Origin of the sequence: Bradyrhizobium sp. AUGA SZCCT0160 (assembly GCF_018130105.1) — a bacterium.
GTDB lineage: Bacteria > Pseudomonadota > Alphaproteobacteria > Rhizobiales > Xanthobacteraceae > Bradyrhizobium.
On the sequence record NZ_JAFCMD010000008.1, the window covers coordinates 43,295 to 57,292 of the forward strand.

At 62.9% G+C, this 13,998-nt stretch carries 12 protein-coding genes; 2 read left to right on the forward strand and 10 right to left on the reverse strand.

Annotated elements, in window-relative coordinates; genetic code table 11:
• Positions 1-471 precede the first annotated feature (471 nt).
• Complete coding sequence (locus JQ558_RS15195) at positions 472-867, forward strand: helix-turn-helix domain-containing protein (protein ID WP_192734827.1); 396 nt, start codon at positions 472-474, stop codon at positions 865-867.
• 176 nt (positions 868-1,043) lie between these two features.
• Here the strand turns inward: JQ558_RS15195 and JQ558_RS15200 are convergent, their stop codons facing one another.
• Entirely contained in the window at positions 1,044-2,699 is a 1,656-nt protein-coding gene (locus JQ558_RS15200) for an FAD-dependent oxidoreductase (RefSeq protein WP_212294088.1), read from the reverse strand.
• A gap of 66 nt (positions 2,700-2,765) precedes the next feature.
• A complete protein-coding gene (locus tag JQ558_RS15205; RefSeq protein ID WP_212294089.1) occupies positions 2,766-3,749 on the reverse strand; it encodes a tripartite tricarboxylate transporter substrate binding protein in 984 nt (327 codons plus the stop codon).
• Positions 3,750-3,921: 172 nt separating this feature from the next.
• Here JQ558_RS15205 and JQ558_RS15210 point away from each other — a divergent pair, with 172 nt between their 5' ends.
• Positions 3,922-4,743 (forward strand): enoyl-CoA hydratase, encoded by an 822-nt coding sequence (locus JQ558_RS15210; RefSeq protein ID WP_212294090.1) that lies wholly within the window; start codon positions 3,922-3,924, stop codon positions 4,741-4,743.
• 149 nt (positions 4,744-4,892) lie between these two features.
• Here the strand turns inward: JQ558_RS15210 and JQ558_RS15215 are convergent, their stop codons facing one another.
• From JQ558_RS15215 to JQ558_RS15250, 8 genes are all read right to left on the reverse strand, one after another.
• Positions 4,893-5,975 (reverse strand): isocitrate/isopropylmalate dehydrogenase family protein, encoded by a 1,083-nt coding sequence (locus tag JQ558_RS15215; RefSeq protein WP_212294091.1) that lies wholly within the window; start codon positions 5,973-5,975, stop codon positions 4,893-4,895.
• 169 nt (positions 5,976-6,144) lie between these two features.
• A complete protein-coding gene (locus tag JQ558_RS15220) occupies positions 6,145-7,212 on the reverse strand; it encodes an alcohol dehydrogenase (protein WP_212208461.1) in 1,068 nt (355 codons plus the stop codon).
• Positions 7,213-7,309: 97 nt separating this feature from the next.
• A complete protein-coding gene (locus JQ558_RS15225) occupies positions 7,310-8,290 on the reverse strand; it encodes an ABC transporter ATP-binding protein (RefSeq protein WP_212294092.1) in 981 nt (326 codons plus the stop codon).
• Entirely contained in the window at positions 8,287-9,282 is a 996-nt protein-coding gene (locus JQ558_RS15230) for an ABC transporter ATP-binding protein (RefSeq protein ID WP_212294093.1), read from the reverse strand. Before JQ558_RS15230 ends, JQ558_RS15225 begins: the two co-directional genes overlap by 4 nt.
• Positions 9,279-10,151 (reverse strand): ABC transporter permease, encoded by an 873-nt coding sequence (locus tag JQ558_RS15235; RefSeq protein ID WP_212208464.1) that lies wholly within the window; start codon positions 10,149-10,151, stop codon positions 9,279-9,281. The genes JQ558_RS15230 and JQ558_RS15235 overlap by 4 nt, the downstream gene beginning before the upstream one ends.
• Positions 10,138-11,088 carry an ABC transporter permease gene (locus tag JQ558_RS15240; protein WP_212208466.1) on the reverse strand — a complete coding sequence of 317 codons (951 nt, stop codon included), beginning with the start codon at positions 11,086-11,088 and terminating at the stop codon, positions 10,138-10,140. Before JQ558_RS15240 ends, JQ558_RS15235 begins: the two co-directional genes overlap by 14 nt.
• A 6-nt stretch (positions 11,089-11,094) precedes the next feature.
• Entirely contained in the window at positions 11,095-12,636 is a 1,542-nt protein-coding gene (locus tag JQ558_RS15245; RefSeq protein ID WP_212208467.1) for an ABC transporter substrate-binding protein, read from the reverse strand.
• A gap of 153 nt (positions 12,637-12,789) precedes the next feature.
• Positions 12,790-13,995 carry a CaiB/BaiF CoA-transferase family protein gene (locus tag JQ558_RS15250; protein WP_212276990.1) on the reverse strand — a complete coding sequence of 402 codons (1,206 nt, stop codon included), beginning with the start codon at positions 13,993-13,995 and terminating at the stop codon, positions 12,790-12,792.
• Positions 13,996-13,998 lie beyond the last annotated feature (3 nt).

Here is a 13,998-nt window from a genome sequence, read left to right on the forward strand (position 1 = left end):
AAAATCGTATCGACCGTGCTGTATTTTTTCAGATATCACGGTTGAGGCATGTGCTCGATACAAGCCACGGGAAGTCCTTTCGTACACCTAAAGAGGTATTTCATCGGCCCACAACCCGCCACAAATATCCGTAGAAGTACCGGGTACACAGGCGTTACACGGTAAGTATGCTCCCAAAATCTGTGGCAAGTGAACTCGCGGTGGTTGTAGTTTGTCGAATAGTTTGCCAAATGTACGGGTGCGGGGTTTTGCTAAATTATGCCCCGGGCGCCAATGGCTGGAGGCAGCCGACGGCGCCGGTATCAGGGTGTTTCCAATGCGCAAATGCGTTTGGCTACCATCCCGCAATCACTCGATATCCCGTGGTTCTAACGACGAACTCACGACCCTGACGAACTTAACGCGGTAAATGCGGATGAACCCCTGGCTCGATCGCTCAGGGTTTCCCGATCGAAGGACGGTAAAACCAGAATGAAAACATCAGCAGCAAAGAAGATGAAGCAGCGCAGTGCCGGCAAACCCGACATTGAATTGGGCAAGCGGATTCGCCTGCGGCGTGTTGAGCAGAAGATCTCGCAAGCAGAGCTTGGCGACAAGCTCGGCGTCAGCTTCCAGCAGGTCCAGAAGTACGAGAAGGGCGTCAACCGTGTCGGCGCAGCTCGTCTTCAGCAGATCGCTACCGCGCTTGATGTGCCCGTCACCTTCTTCTACGACGGCGACGGCAAGGCGCGTGAGGTCGAGAGCCTGCTGTTCCTCGACAGCGCTTTCAGCCTGCGGTTGTTGCGAGCCTACAGCAAGATCAAGGACCAGACCGTACAACGTCAGCTGGTGTCCTTGATGGAATCGATCGCAGCGAACGAAGACTGATCGGTTGCCTGGTGCTTTCGCGCGGACCGGGGCCGGTTCGCGCGAAGAACACGCGTGAAAAGTATGCGTCAAAAAAAGTACGCGTCAAAAAAATACGCCGCGAATAACCACGGCTCCAACAATCCACGCTTCGACAAATAGAGCCCGGTTGTGACTCCGTCAGAACCGAAACGGCTCTAGCTTCCGGCACCGCGCACACGATCGATCAGCCCGAGCGGATCGTCCGGCACGCGAACGCCCCGCCAGGCCACGTGCTGGTCCGGCCGCGACAACACCAGACCCGGCAGCACCAGACCGTTGCCATCACCGGTGGCAATGTCCGCTCCCTCGACATCGAGCACCGCAAGCGGCACACCCCTCACGCGAGCCGCCGCCTCGAGCGCAGCGACGTCTGCGGCTGAATCGAACCTCAACAGCGTAAACCCCTCGCCCATGGCGTCGTAAATCGAACTTCCGTCGGCGCGCCGAAAATGCGGCGTACGGCAGCCCGGGACTGTCGAGGGCGTATAGAGGCTCATCGTGTAGGCCGGAGCCGCGGCGCCGTCATAGGCGATGATCGGCGAGCGATCGTAAAAGGTGCCGAAATTGAGGCCGGCGCAGGCATATTGCTGGACGTTGATCTCATAGGTGAGCCGGCCGATTTCTTCGCGCACGCGCTCGCCTTGCGGACCCGCCGCCTCGATGTCCGCTGGCACCGACCCTCGGCGGCGAATTTCGGCTTCCGCATGCGACATCGCAAACCGTGACACCTGGCTGGTGATCGGCCAGCGTTCCGCTTCATAGGCGTCGAGGATGGAGGGTGGCGCCCAGCCGTTGAGATGCGCCGCCAGCAGCCACGACAGATTCATGGCGTCCGCAATCCCTGCGTTCATGCCGTAGCCGGCGTAGGGCACCCAGATATGCGCGGCATCGCCGGCGATGAAGGCGCAGCGATCACGAAACTTGCTGGCGATCAGCCGGCGGCCGTACCAGTCTTCCTTTGAGAGGATCTCGTAGTTGAAATCACCTTCCATGCCGAGGATGGTGCGCAGACAGGCATCGCGGTCGACCTCGTCGAAACCGCCCTCGCCCGGCTTCATGTAATTATGCACCAGCCAGCGCTCGCGACCGTCGATCGCATATACCATGCCCGAGCGGCGCGGGTTGATGGCACCGGTGCCCCACGCGCGTTCGCATCGCTGACGATCGATCAGCCCGGGTGCGCGAATGTAGGTCGACTGCACGCGCTGGATCACGGCATCGCCGGACAATTCGGCGCCGATCGCCTTGCGAACAATCGAGCGCGCGCCGTCGCAACCGATCAGGTAACGGCAATTCACGGTCCTCACGGCGCCGGTGTCGAGATCACGCAAGCTCATGCGCGCGCCGGTATCTTCCACCACGACGTCCTCGACCGAGGTCCGGTTGATGATCCGGATGCGCGATTGCGCCGCCGCGTGCGCAAACAGGATCGGCTCAAGGAATATCTGGTTGATGCGGTGCGGCGGCTCCGGCGTCGGCCAGTTGCAATCGGGGCCATCCGTCGCGGTGAAGCGATCGCGCCGGCAGGGAATGTGAATCCGCGTCAGCTCCTGCCCGGTGAACGAGGTGCGGTAGCTGATGTCGTGCGGATAATCCGCCGGCAATCCGGCATTGCGGATTGTTTCGGCGAGGCCCAGCCGCCGGAAGATCTCCATGGTGCGGGCGGCGACGTGGTTGCATTTCGGTTCCGGCGGCGCTGCGGGCGCCCGCGTTTCCACCACGGTCACGTCGATGCCGCGCCACGCCAGGTCGATCGCAAGGGTGAGCCCGACCGGTCCGGCGCCAACGATCAGGACATTGCTATCATTCATGCCGGACACTGACCGTGCGCTTGTAGAGGAGCCTTTACAGAGGACTTCTTGGCAGAGGCATTCTTGTTATTCGAGTTCGGCGCCGGAGTTCTTGACGATCACGGCCCAGCGCTCGACTTCGGTCTTGATGTAAGCTGCAAAACTGTCCGGTGTCGACGGCGGCAGCGGCTCCAGCGAAAGCTTTATCAACTTCTCCCGCGTTGGCGGGTCAGCCATCAGCTTCGCGAGTTGCGCCGCTAATGCATCGACGATCGGGCGCGGCGTGCCCGCCGGCGCGACCACGCCCTGCCAGGCCACCAGTTCAAAGCCGGTGAGGCCCGCTTCGGCGAGGGTGGGAATATCAGGCGCAATCGAAACGCGCTTGGGCGTGGTCACGCCGAGCACCCTGACCTTGCCTTCGCGGATCTGTTGCAGCGCCGGCTGCAGGTCCACCACCATGAAGGGGATATGCCCCGCGATCACATCGAGCATCGCCGGCACACTGCCGCGATATGGCACGTGGCGGACATCGATTCCGGCTGCCGACTTCAGCATTTCGGCGCCGAGATGTTGCGGACTTCCATTGCCGGCCGAGCCATAGCTGAGGCCGGGCTTTGATTTGGCGTAGGCGATGAACTCCGGTAGCGTCTTGGCCGGGATCGTCGGGTTGACGATCAGCGCAAAGGGCACGCCGGCCACAAGGCCGATCGGCTCAAAGTCCTTTGTGGGGTCGTAGGGTAATTTCCTGTACAGCGTCTTGTTGATGGCGAGCGTGGTCGAGGTCGCCATCAGCAGCGTGTAGCCGTCGGGCTCCGACTTTGCGACCAGGTCTGCGCCCAGCGTGGTACCGCCCCCCGGCTTGTTCTCGACAATGACGGTTGCATCCAGGCCGCTCCTGAACTGGTCGGTGACCAGCCGGCCAAGCAGGTCGGTGGTGCCGCCCGGCGGATACGGCACGATCATCCTGATCGTCCGGTTGGGATAGGTCGCCTGGGCCTGCGCTGGCGAAACGGCCAGCCAGGCCAGCCCACCGCCGCATCCCGCAATCGCTTCCCGGCGCGTCAGCGGCATGCATTCCTCCCGAGAGAATGACGCTTCTTGCTTCTTGTCTGTTGCGAACCACCATAGCACGCCACAGCGAAAACGCATGGCAGGATTGGGCGTGCTTCCAGACCTTGCCCGGGATCGCCGAACCGTGGCACGACAGCCGAAAGCCTCCTGAACACGGACCGGAGTCCGAGCGATGCTAGATATTCCCAACAACTCTGAAAAATCCTACGCCGACGGCAAGATCCTGCAGCGCGTCAGCGACGGCGTCGGGGTTATCACCTTCAACAATCCCGAGAAGCGCAACGCGATGTCGCTCGAGATGTGGGAAGGGCTCGGCAGCGCGCTGATCGAATTGCGCGACAATCCCGACATCCGCGTCGTGATCATGGCCGGCGCCGGCGACAAGGCGTTCGTCTCGGGCGCCGACATCAGCCAGTTCGAAAAGACCCGCCACAACGCCGAAGCCTCCGAAGAGTACTCAAAACGCAGCGCCGCACAGCGCGCGCTGTTGGCGGACTATCCGAAGCCGACGATCGCCTGCATCCGGGGCTTCTGTCTCGGCGGCGGCATGCAGGTTGCGATGCTGGCCGACATCCGGCTTGCGGCCGACAACAGCCAGTTCGGCATTCCCGCCGCCAAGCTCGGCATCGCCTATGGCTATGACGGCCTCAAGCACCTGGTCTCGCTGGTCGGCCCGTCCTGGGCGCGGCTCATCATGTACACGGGCATGCGGATCGACTCCACCGAAGCATTGCGGATCGGGCTCGTCGACCGCGTCTTGCCCGGGCCTGATTTGTGGGACGCGACCATGGAGATCGCACGCACGATTTCCGGCAACGCACCGCTCGCGATCAAGGCCGCCAAGATCACCATCGCCGAGGTGCTGAAAGACGAAAGCCGTCGCGACATGGACGCGATCAAGCAGATCGGCACCGCCTGCATGGACTCGGAGGATTTTCGCGAGGGCCGCACTGCGTTCATGGAAAAGCGCAAGCCGAAGTTCAAGGGACGATGAGTCTTCGTAGGGCGGATTAGCGTCAGCGTAATCCGCCATCTTGCTTGCTTCGGTGGGTTATCCTTCGCTAATTAGCGTGAGCGCAATCCGCCGTTCTGTCGACAACGAGACGGCGGATTACGCCTTCGGCTCAATCCGCCCTACAAAAATCACAACGCCGCCAGCACCGCCTTGGTAATATCCGCCGTGCCGTTGCCGCCGCCGAACTCCATCGGTTTGATTCCATTCGCATAGGCCTTGTCGACCGCGCGCTCGATGCGCTCGCCGGCTTCGGCGGCGGTCTCCAGCCCGTGCTTTTCGGCGAGCCAGTCCAGCATCATCGCCGCCGAAAGGATCATGGCCGTTGGATTGGCCTTGCCCTGCCCCATGATATCGGGCGCCGTGCCATGGCAGGGCTGGAACACCGCGTGGCGGTCGCCGATATCCGCCGACGGCGCCATGCCGAGACCGCCGATCAGGCCGGCGGCGAGGTCGGAAAGAATATCGCCGAACATGTTCTCCGTCACCATGACGTCGAAATCCCAGGGGCGCTTCACCATCATGAGCGAGCAGGCATCGACGTAAACCCGCTCGGCCCTGACATCAGGGTGGCGTTGCGCGGCCTCGTCGAACATCCCGCGGAAGAACGCGAACGCCCTGAACACATTTGCCTTGTCGACACAGGTTAGCCCGCCATTCGTGCGCCCGCGCGCCTTGCGGCGTTCAGCGAGGCGGAATGAAAACTCGAACAGCCGTTCCGAGGTCTTGCGGGTGATGACGAGTGTCTCGCGCGCCTCGGTATCGGTCACGACGCCCTTGCCCATCGACGCGAACAGGCCTTCGGTGGATTCCCGGATCAGAACCAGATCGATGCCCTTCTGATCGGCGCCGACGATCGGGCTCGGCACGCCCGGAATCAGCCGCGCCGGGCGCACGCCGGCATAGAGATCGAAATGCATGCGCAGTTCGATCTGCGGCGCGATCTCGGTATTGTCTGGGTAGCGTACCGACGGCAGACCGCAGGCGCCGAGCAAGATGGCGTCGGCTTCTTCGCACAGCCGCACCGTGCTGTCCGGCATCGATTTTCCTGTCGCCAGATAATTATTGGCGCCCGCCGGCGCGTCGGTGAAGCGAAATTTCAGATCCGTTGTCTCCTCGATCTTTCGCAAGACTTCGAGCGCCGGGGCCATCACTTCGGGGCCGATGCCATCGCCGCCGAGTACGGCGATGTGGAGTGCGTTATTGGCGGACATGGATTTCCTTCACGACGGATTGATAATGAGTTCGTCATGGCCGGGCAAAGCCGTCTGAAAGGACGGCGTCGCTTCCGCTCGCCTTTCCCGGCCATCCACGTCTTCATCGCTGTTTCGAGAAGCAAGACGTGGATGCCCGGCACAAGGCCGGGCATGACGGAAAAATACTCTACGGCGTCAGCACCGCGCGGCCGACCAGCTTGCCCTTCTGCAAATCGGTCAGCGCCTCGTTGGCCTTGGCGAGCGGCATTGTCGTAACCGGGATCGGCGCGATCTTTTTGCTGCGGACCAGATCGAGCAACTCCTGGGTTTCTCGCAAATTGCCGACATAGCTGCCCTGGATCGTGATGGCCTTGATCGGAATCAGCGGCAGCGCGAAGGTCGCCCCGCCGCCGAACAGGCCGACGATCACGAGCTTGCCGCCCTTGGTCAGGCAGTCGAAACCGAGCTGCGTGGTCTGGGCATTGCCGACGAGGTCGATCACCGCGCGGATCGGACCGCCGGCTTTTTTCTGCAGCTGCTCCAGTGCATCCGCGGCCTTGCCGTCGACGGTCGCAAGCGCGCCTGCCGCCTCGGCGGCTTCGCGTTTGCGCGCGTCGATATCAACCATGATGGCGCCCTTGCCGCCCATCGCCTTCAGAAGCGACAGCGCCATCAGGCCGAGGCCGCCGGCGCCGAAGATCACGATCGGCGTATGCAGGACGTTCTCGACTTTTTTCAGCGCGCTGTAGGTGGTGACACCCGAGCACGCATAGGGCGCCGCCGTGACGGGATCGAGCCCGTTCAGGTTCAACAGATATTTCGGGTGCGGCACGGTCATGTGATCGGCGTAGCCGCCGTCGCAATAGACGCCGAGCGAGTTCGGCTTGACGACGCACATGTTCTCGTCGCCGCCGACACAGGTCTCGCATTTGCCGCAACCGAGCCAGGGATAGACCAGCGTGACGTCGCCGACCTTAAGGCCACCGCTCGCGGCCTTGGCGTCGGGACCGAAAGCCAGGATCTCGCCAACGGTCTCGTGGCCCATCGTGCGGGGCAGCGAAACGCCGCGGTCTTTCAGCGACAGCGGCTTGCGCCCGTGACCGAGATCGTAGCCGCCCTCCCAGATGTGGAGATCGCTGTGGCAGACGCCGGCCGCCTTCACCTTGATCAACACCTGCGAGCCCGTGGGCTCCGGCGTCGGATGATCGACTTCTTTCAGAGGGGCGTTGAACTCGGCGACCTGGAAACTTTTCATCGGTTCTCTCCCGTCATTCTTGTTCTTGAATGGGTAATTTCGGCCCGACATTGCCACGTCTGTCCAGACGAGACAAACGCACTCGATCCTTCGATATTCAGATCAGCGGATGATGGCAAGCCACGAACTGTCCGGACGCCACGGCGCGAAGTTCCGGCATCTCGTCGCTGCACCGCTGGTCCGCGCGGGGACAGCGGGTCCGAAAACGGCAGCCGGATGGCGGCGAAATCGGCGAAGGCGGCTCGCCGACCGGCACGGTCTCGGCGGGACGCACGTCGGGATCGGGCATCGGAATCGCCTCGATCAGCAGTGCGGTATAGGGATGCGCCGGCCTTGCGAACAACTGCTCGGAAGGACCGACCTCGCACAACCTCCCGAGATACATCACCGCGACGCGGTCGCTCACCGCCTTCACCACAGCCAGATCATGCGCGATGAACAGCAGGGTCAAGCCATAGTGCGCCTTCATCTCCTCCAGCAGGTTGAGGATCTGCGCTCGGATCGAGACGTCGAGCGCGGAGACCGGCTCATCGCAAACGATGAATTCCGGATTGAGCACCAGCGCGCGCGCAATGCAGATGCGCTGGCATTGCCCGCCGGAGAATTCATGCGGCAGCCGTCCGACCACGAGCGCCGGATCAAGCCCGACGGCGCTGAGCGCTTCGTCGACGAGCTTTTGGCGTTTGGCCGCATCCCTGACGCCCGAGATGATCAGCGGCTCGGCGATGATGTCGCCGATCCGTCGCCGCGGGTTCAGCGACGCGATCGGGTCCTGGAAGATCAGCTGCACGCGCTGGCGCATCAGGCGCAGCGTATCGCCCTGCATCGCCGTGAGGTCCTGGCCGTCGAACAGCACCCGTCCCGATACCGGCCGGCGCAGCTGCAGCACTGCGCGGCCGAGCGTCGACTTGCCGCAACCGGATTCGCCGACCAGCCCGAGCGTTTCGCCGCGGGCGATCTGCAGGGAAACGCCGGATACCGCGTGCACGATCTTGTTGCCGACCGGATACTCTACGACGAGATTATCGACGTCGAGCAGCGGGTCGTTTGAAACGGCGGGTGAGGCTTGCTGCATCATGCGCTGGCACCCGCGCTGGCGTCGATCGGACGGAAGCAGGCAAATTGGTGACCGGGCGAGTCCGCTTCCTCAAGCCGCGGCTTCTCGACATGGCATTGGGCCCACGCATAGCGGCAGCGCGGCGAGAACGAACAGCCTTTCAGCGGCCGGGTCGGATCGGGTGGACGGCCCGAGATCGCCGGCAGCGGCGTATGTGGCGCGGCGTCGATCTTTGGAAGCGCTGCAAGCAGCGCCTCGGTATAGGGCATCCGCATTTTCTTGAACAAGGCCGGCGTCGGTGCACGCTCCACCACGCGGCCTGCATACATGACCGCGACCTCGTCGGTGCGGCCGGCGACGACGCCGAGGTCATGGGTGATCAGGATCATCGCCATATGCCGGCGGCGCTGTTCGCGCGCCAGCAAATCGAGGATCTGGGCCTGGATCGTGACATCGAGCGCGGTGGTCGGCTCGTCCGCGATCAGCAGCTTCGGCTCGCAGGATAGCGCGATCGCGATCGCCACACGTTGCCGCATGCCGCCCGACAGCTGATGCGGATATTGCATCAGGCGCTGCTCGGGCGCGGGAATGCCGACCGCTGCGAGCAGCTCGACGCTGCGCCTGGTCGCGGCGGCCATATCGAGTTCGAGGTGTTCCTGCAGGGTCTCAATCAACTGGGTGCCGATGGTCAGCACCGGATTGAGCGAGGTCATCGGATCCTGGAACACCACCGCCAGCGAACGGCCACGAAGCTTGCGCAGTTTTTCCGGCGACAGCTGCAGCAGATCCTGCCCGTCGAACATCACGCGGCCGGAGAGTTTTGCTCTTTTCGGCAGCAATTGCAGGATCGCGCGCGACAGCATGGTCTTGCCGCAACCGGACTCGCCGACCACGCCGAGCGTCCGACCGACGCCAATGGTGAGGTCGACACGGTCCACCGCGCGCAGATTGCCGCGCGGCGTCGGCAAATCGACGATGACATCCTCGACGGAAAGCAGGGTACCCTCTGTCACAGCGCGCCCTGACGGGGATCTGTGAGAGCCCGGAGCGTGTCGCCGACCAGGTTAAAGGACAAGACGGTCAGGAACATCGCGATGGCGGGAATGAAGGCCAGCCGGGGCGCCATCTCGAGACTTTCGCGCCCCTCCCCGATCATGCTGCCCCAGCTCGATATCGGCGGCGGCACGCCGAGGCCCAGGAACGACAATGAACCTTCGGCCACGATGGTGATGGCGACGGCGAGCAGGAAGAACGCAAACAACGGCAGCATCACGTTAGGCAGCAACTCGCGCAGCAGGATGCGCGTATGCGTCGCGCCTAGCGCCTGCGCCGCGATCACGAATTCGCGGCGCGCCAGTGTCAGCGTTGCCGCCCGCGCCACCCGCATGAAGGCGGGAACGCCGAGCAGGCCGAGAATAAAGGTCAAGTGCAGGATCGACTGGCCGAGATAGGCGGTCACGGCCAGCGCCAGAATCAGCGGCGGAAACGCCAGCAGCACATCCATGCTGCCGACCACCACCGATTCGAATCGGCCGCGGAAATAGCCCGCCAGGATGCCGAGCGCGCCGCCGAAGGTGAGCCCGATGATCGGCGCACACAGCCCCACAATCAGCGATATCCGCGCGCCGTAGATCACCCGGGCGAGTTCGTCGCGGCCGAGGCCGTCGGTGCCAAGCCAGTGCTCTGCCGAGAACGGTGCGCGCTTTTCCAGCATGTCCATGTCGGTCGGGCTCGGCAGCGGCAGCACGTCGGCGAAGATCGCCACCGCAAACACGAAAATCATCCAGACGATCGCCATCCAGAACAGCGGTCCGAGCCGGCGGCCGCGCCGCACCGGGGCTTCGGCAACTGACGCGTCGATGCCGAGTTCAAGCGTGGCCATGGCGGATCCTCGGATCGAGCATGGCGTAGAGCATATCGACGATGAAGTTGATCAGCACGAATCCGGCTCCGACCAGCAGCACCACGCCCTGCAGAATGATGAGGTCGCGCGTGGTAATGGCGCCGACCAGGAGCCGGCCGATTCCCGGCAGCGCAAAAACCGTCTCGACGATGACGGCGCCGCCGATCAATCGCCCGATATTGATTCCGGTGATCGTGACCAGCGTCAGCGACGAAGGCTTCAGCGCGTGCACGAACAGGATGCGCGATGCCTTCAGGCCTTTGGCCTTGGCCAGCGCGATATAATCTTCCTGCAGCGTCGCGATCATGTCGGAGCGAAGCACGCGCATGATGCCGGGCCATTCGGCGAGCGCCAGCGTCAACGCCGGCAGCACCATGAACCGCAGGTTTTTGGCCGGATCTTCGCCGAACGGCACGTAGCCCGTCGCCGGCAGCCAGCGCAACTCCACCGCAAACAGATAGATCAGCAGGATCGCCGACAGAAAAGTCGGCACCGACAGCATGCCGAAAGCGGTGCCGGTCATGAAGCGATCGAACGGTCCGCCGCTGCGCGCAGCACAAATGATCGCCAGGGGAACGCCGATTGCGAGCGCGATGACCTGGGCCAGGACCATGAGTTCCAGCGAGATCGGAAGCCGCTCGGTAACCGCCTGCAATACGGTTTGTCCGGTACGGAACGATCGGCCCAGATCGCCCTGGAGGATGTTACCGAGCCAGCCGAAGTAACGGACCCAGATCGGCTGGTCCAATCCCATTTCCTGACGAAGGGCCGCAACCTTTTCCGGGGTCGCCTGATCGCCGAGGATCGTGTAGGCGAGATCGCCCGGCAGCAGCGACGCGATCAGAAACGTCAGCAGCGATACCGCGATCAGCACCGGCACGAGATACAGGAGCCTTCGCGCGACGAAACCGAGCATGCGCTGTTATTCCAGCCAGACGCGGGATACGTCGACGATTCCGCTGTACATCTTCGGCAAGCCTTTAACCTTCGCGCTCGACATTGCGTAATAGGTGTTCTGGAAGGTCCAGTACCAGATCGCTTCCTTGTTGATGAGCCGGCTGATGGCGCAGTAATCCTCGGCGCGCTTGGCCTGGTCGGCGGTGACCCGCGCGCGGTCGAGCAGTTGATCTAGTTCCGGGTTCGAATAGTTAGCCAGCGCAACCGGGCTGCCGGTGCGGAAATTGGCATACATCTGGACGTCGGGATCGGCCAGATCGACGATCCGCCATGGCGTGACCTGGAACTGGCGCATGAAGGCACGTGGCGGGATCGTGGCCTGGTCGACCTGCTCGATTTCCATGTTGGCGCCGACCCGTTTCCAGAACTGTTGCAGCACCTGGCCGGTGGCGCGCCCGCGCGGCGTCGCCGTGACGAGCATCTTGAACTCGACCGGCTTGCCGTATTCCTTGATCAGCGCCTTCGCCTTCTCGGCGTCTTCAGGAAGCGCACCATCGTCCTTGCATTTGACCCAGGAGCCGTCGCCATAGGGGTTGGTGGCTGGCCGGGCCAGGCCATTGGTAAGCGCCTGCGACATCTTCTTGCGATCGAGCGCCATCACCAGCGCCTGGCGCACGCGAACGTCGTCGAACGGCGCGACCTTGGTGTTGAAGGCTGCAACCGCCGCGCCGGAGCCGGCATAGGTATGCACCGTCAGCTTCGGATCCTTCTGCGCCTTCTGGATATTGTCGGCGTCGGCCTCATCGTCCCAGATGACATCGGCTTCGCCGGATTGCAGGCTGGCGAAACGCGACTGCGCGTCCGGCAGCGGCTTCAGGACGATGCGATCGAGATAAACGCGGTCCTTGTCCCAGTAGTCCGGGTTCTTCTCAAGCACCAAGCGGTCGCCCGCGGTCCAGGATTTCAATATGAACGGTCCGGTGCCGACCGGATTGCGGTTGTAGTCGTCTCCCTTGGCTTTCCACGCCGTCGGTGAATGCACGGAATTGTTCCCGCTTGCGAAGCTCACCAGCGACGGCAAGTTCACCGACGGATCCTTCAGATTGTAGACCAGTGTCAGTTCATCGGTCGCCTCCACGGAATTGACGAACGAAATGTAAAACGCGCAGCGGCACTTGTTGGCCGGATCTTTCTGCCGGTCGAAATTCTCCTTGAAGGCTTTCGCATTGAACGGTGTGCCGTCGTGGAACTTGACTCCGGGCCGCAGCTTGAAGGTCCAGGTCTTGAAATCCTCCGAGGACGACCAGGACAGCGCGAGCTTCGGTTGAACGACGCCCTTGTCATCGAGATAGGTGAGGGTGTCGAAGATCGCCGCAGCCGCCGTCAAGGCGGCCGTATCGTACACGCCGACCTTCAGCGGGTCGAAGCCTGCAATATCGAGTTCGAGCCCCATCGTGATGCTGCCGCCCTTCTTCTGGGCGTTGGCGGGAACGGCACAGAGCGAGACCGCAAATCCCGCCACAAGAAATAATCGCGCGAGTGCGCTCGACCGGACCGCAGCTGTCATGGATGCTCCCTCTCAAAGTGTCGTCCGTCCGGTGTTCCGGATCGTCGATGGCTGACGGTAAGATTGTCTGGAATCGCAGTCCCGGGCAAGGCCGTTCGCGAGGCGGGATGAAAAGCCGCAGGCTTGGGCCTTGTTGCCGAAGCGCGATCGCCCTCAACCGCGCGCCGACTTCGGCGGTTTGCCGGCAAAGGCCGCGATTTCGTCTTCCGACAGGCCGGTCTCTTTCAGGTAGGCACGCGTGTGCTCGCCAAGGGTCGACATGCGTTTCGCGGCAGAAACCCTGGCGCCCGACATGCGGAACGGCAGATTGAGGACCTTGAAGCTGCCGCCGCCATCCTGGACCTCGGCCAACGCGCCGCGATGGGCGATCTGCGGATCCTTCAGCGCCTCGGCCACCGTGCGATAGGCCGATGACGGCACGCCGTGCTCATTGAGTGCGACGAGACACTGCTCGGTCGTTACCGCGCGCGACCACGCCTCGACGCCCTCCATCAGGTTGCCCCAGTTTTCCCGGCGATCGGAATATTTCGCAAAGCGCGGGTCGCTGACCCACTCGGGATGACCGATCACCTTCATCAGGCTCTGGAAGGTTTTTTCGCTGGCGATCGCGACCATGACATAACCGTCCGAGGTTTCGATCGGGCCGAACATCGGCCGCTGGGTCGCCTTGACCTCGAACTGCGACCACTGCAATTCGTTCAATGTCAGGCTCAGCATCGATTCCAGCATCGAAACGTCGATGTGCTGGCCCTTTTCATTGTGGGCGCGCTGATACAGCGCCGCCGAGATCGCGCCGAACGCGTAGACGCCGGTGAGCACGTCGGCATGATAGATGCCGCAATAGTCCGGCCGGGTACGCCCGGGCTGATAGGCCAGATGCGCCATCTCATACCCCGAGGCCGCATGGATCACCGGCGCATAGGCCGGCAGTTCGGCCGATGGCCCGGTCTGGCCGTAGCCGGAGATCGAGCAGTAAATCAGTTTCGGATTGAGGGCGTGCAGTGAAGCGTAATCGAGCTTCAATCGCCGCATCACACCGGGGCGGAAATTCTCGACCAGCACGTCCGCGTTCGCCACCAGCCGGCGCACCGCCTCCACTCCCTCGGGCGATTTCAGATCGAGCACGAGGCTGTTCTTGCCGACATTGAGCTGCCCGAACGCGGTGCTGCAATGATTCCGCACCGGTGGACGGGTCCGCATGGTCTCGCCTTCGACGGTTTCGATCTTGATGACCTCGGCGCCCATGTCGGCGAGCATCCGCGTGCAGTGGGGACCGGCGATCGTGGTTGAAAAATCGATAACGCGCAGGCCAGCGAAGCTCCCTGTCAAATTCCCCTCATCTGGATTATCTATGGTCATACT

What these genes read in the sequence shown, in the direction of transcription:
- JQ558_RS15205 (WP_212294089.1), bottom strand. Translation starts at nt 3,749, where the DNA reads ATGCCGCTGACGCGCCGGGAAGCGATTGCGGGATGCGGCGGTGGGCTG.
- JQ558_RS15245 (WP_212208467.1), bottom strand. Translation starts at nt 12,636, where the DNA reads ATGACAGCTGCGGTCCGGTCGAGCGCACTCGCGCGATTATTTCTTGTG.
- JQ558_RS15225 (WP_212294092.1), bottom strand. Translation starts at nt 8,290, where the DNA reads ATGATGCAGCAAGCCTCACCCGCCGTTTCAAACGACCCGCTGCTCGAC.
- JQ558_RS15195 (WP_192734827.1), top strand. Translation starts at nt 472, where the DNA reads ATGAAAACATCAGCAGCAAAGAAGATGAAGCAGCGCAGTGCCGGCAAA.
- JQ558_RS15240 (WP_212208466.1), bottom strand. Translation starts at nt 11,088, where the DNA reads ATGCTCGGTTTCGTCGCGCGAAGGCTCCTGTATCTCGTGCCGGTGCTG.
- JQ558_RS15235 (WP_212208464.1), bottom strand. Translation starts at nt 10,151, where the DNA reads ATGGCCACGCTTGAACTCGGCATCGACGCGTCAGTTGCCGAAGCCCCG.
- JQ558_RS15200 (WP_212294088.1), bottom strand. Translation starts at nt 2,699, where the DNA reads ATGAATGATAGCAATGTCCTGATCGTTGGCGCCGGACCGGTCGGGCTC.
- JQ558_RS15215 (WP_212294091.1), bottom strand. Translation starts at nt 5,975, where the DNA reads ATGTCCGCCAATAACGCACTCCACATCGCCGTACTCGGCGGCGATGGC.
- JQ558_RS15250 (WP_212276990.1), bottom strand. Translation starts at nt 13,995, where the DNA reads ATGACCATAGATAATCCAGATGAGGGGAATTTGACAGGGAGCTTCGCT.
- JQ558_RS15220 (WP_212208461.1), bottom strand. Translation starts at nt 7,212, where the DNA reads ATGAAAAGTTTCCAGGTCGCCGAGTTCAACGCCCCTCTGAAAGAAGTC.
- JQ558_RS15210 (WP_212294090.1), top strand. Translation starts at nt 3,922, where the DNA reads ATGCTAGATATTCCCAACAACTCTGAAAAATCCTACGCCGACGGCAAG.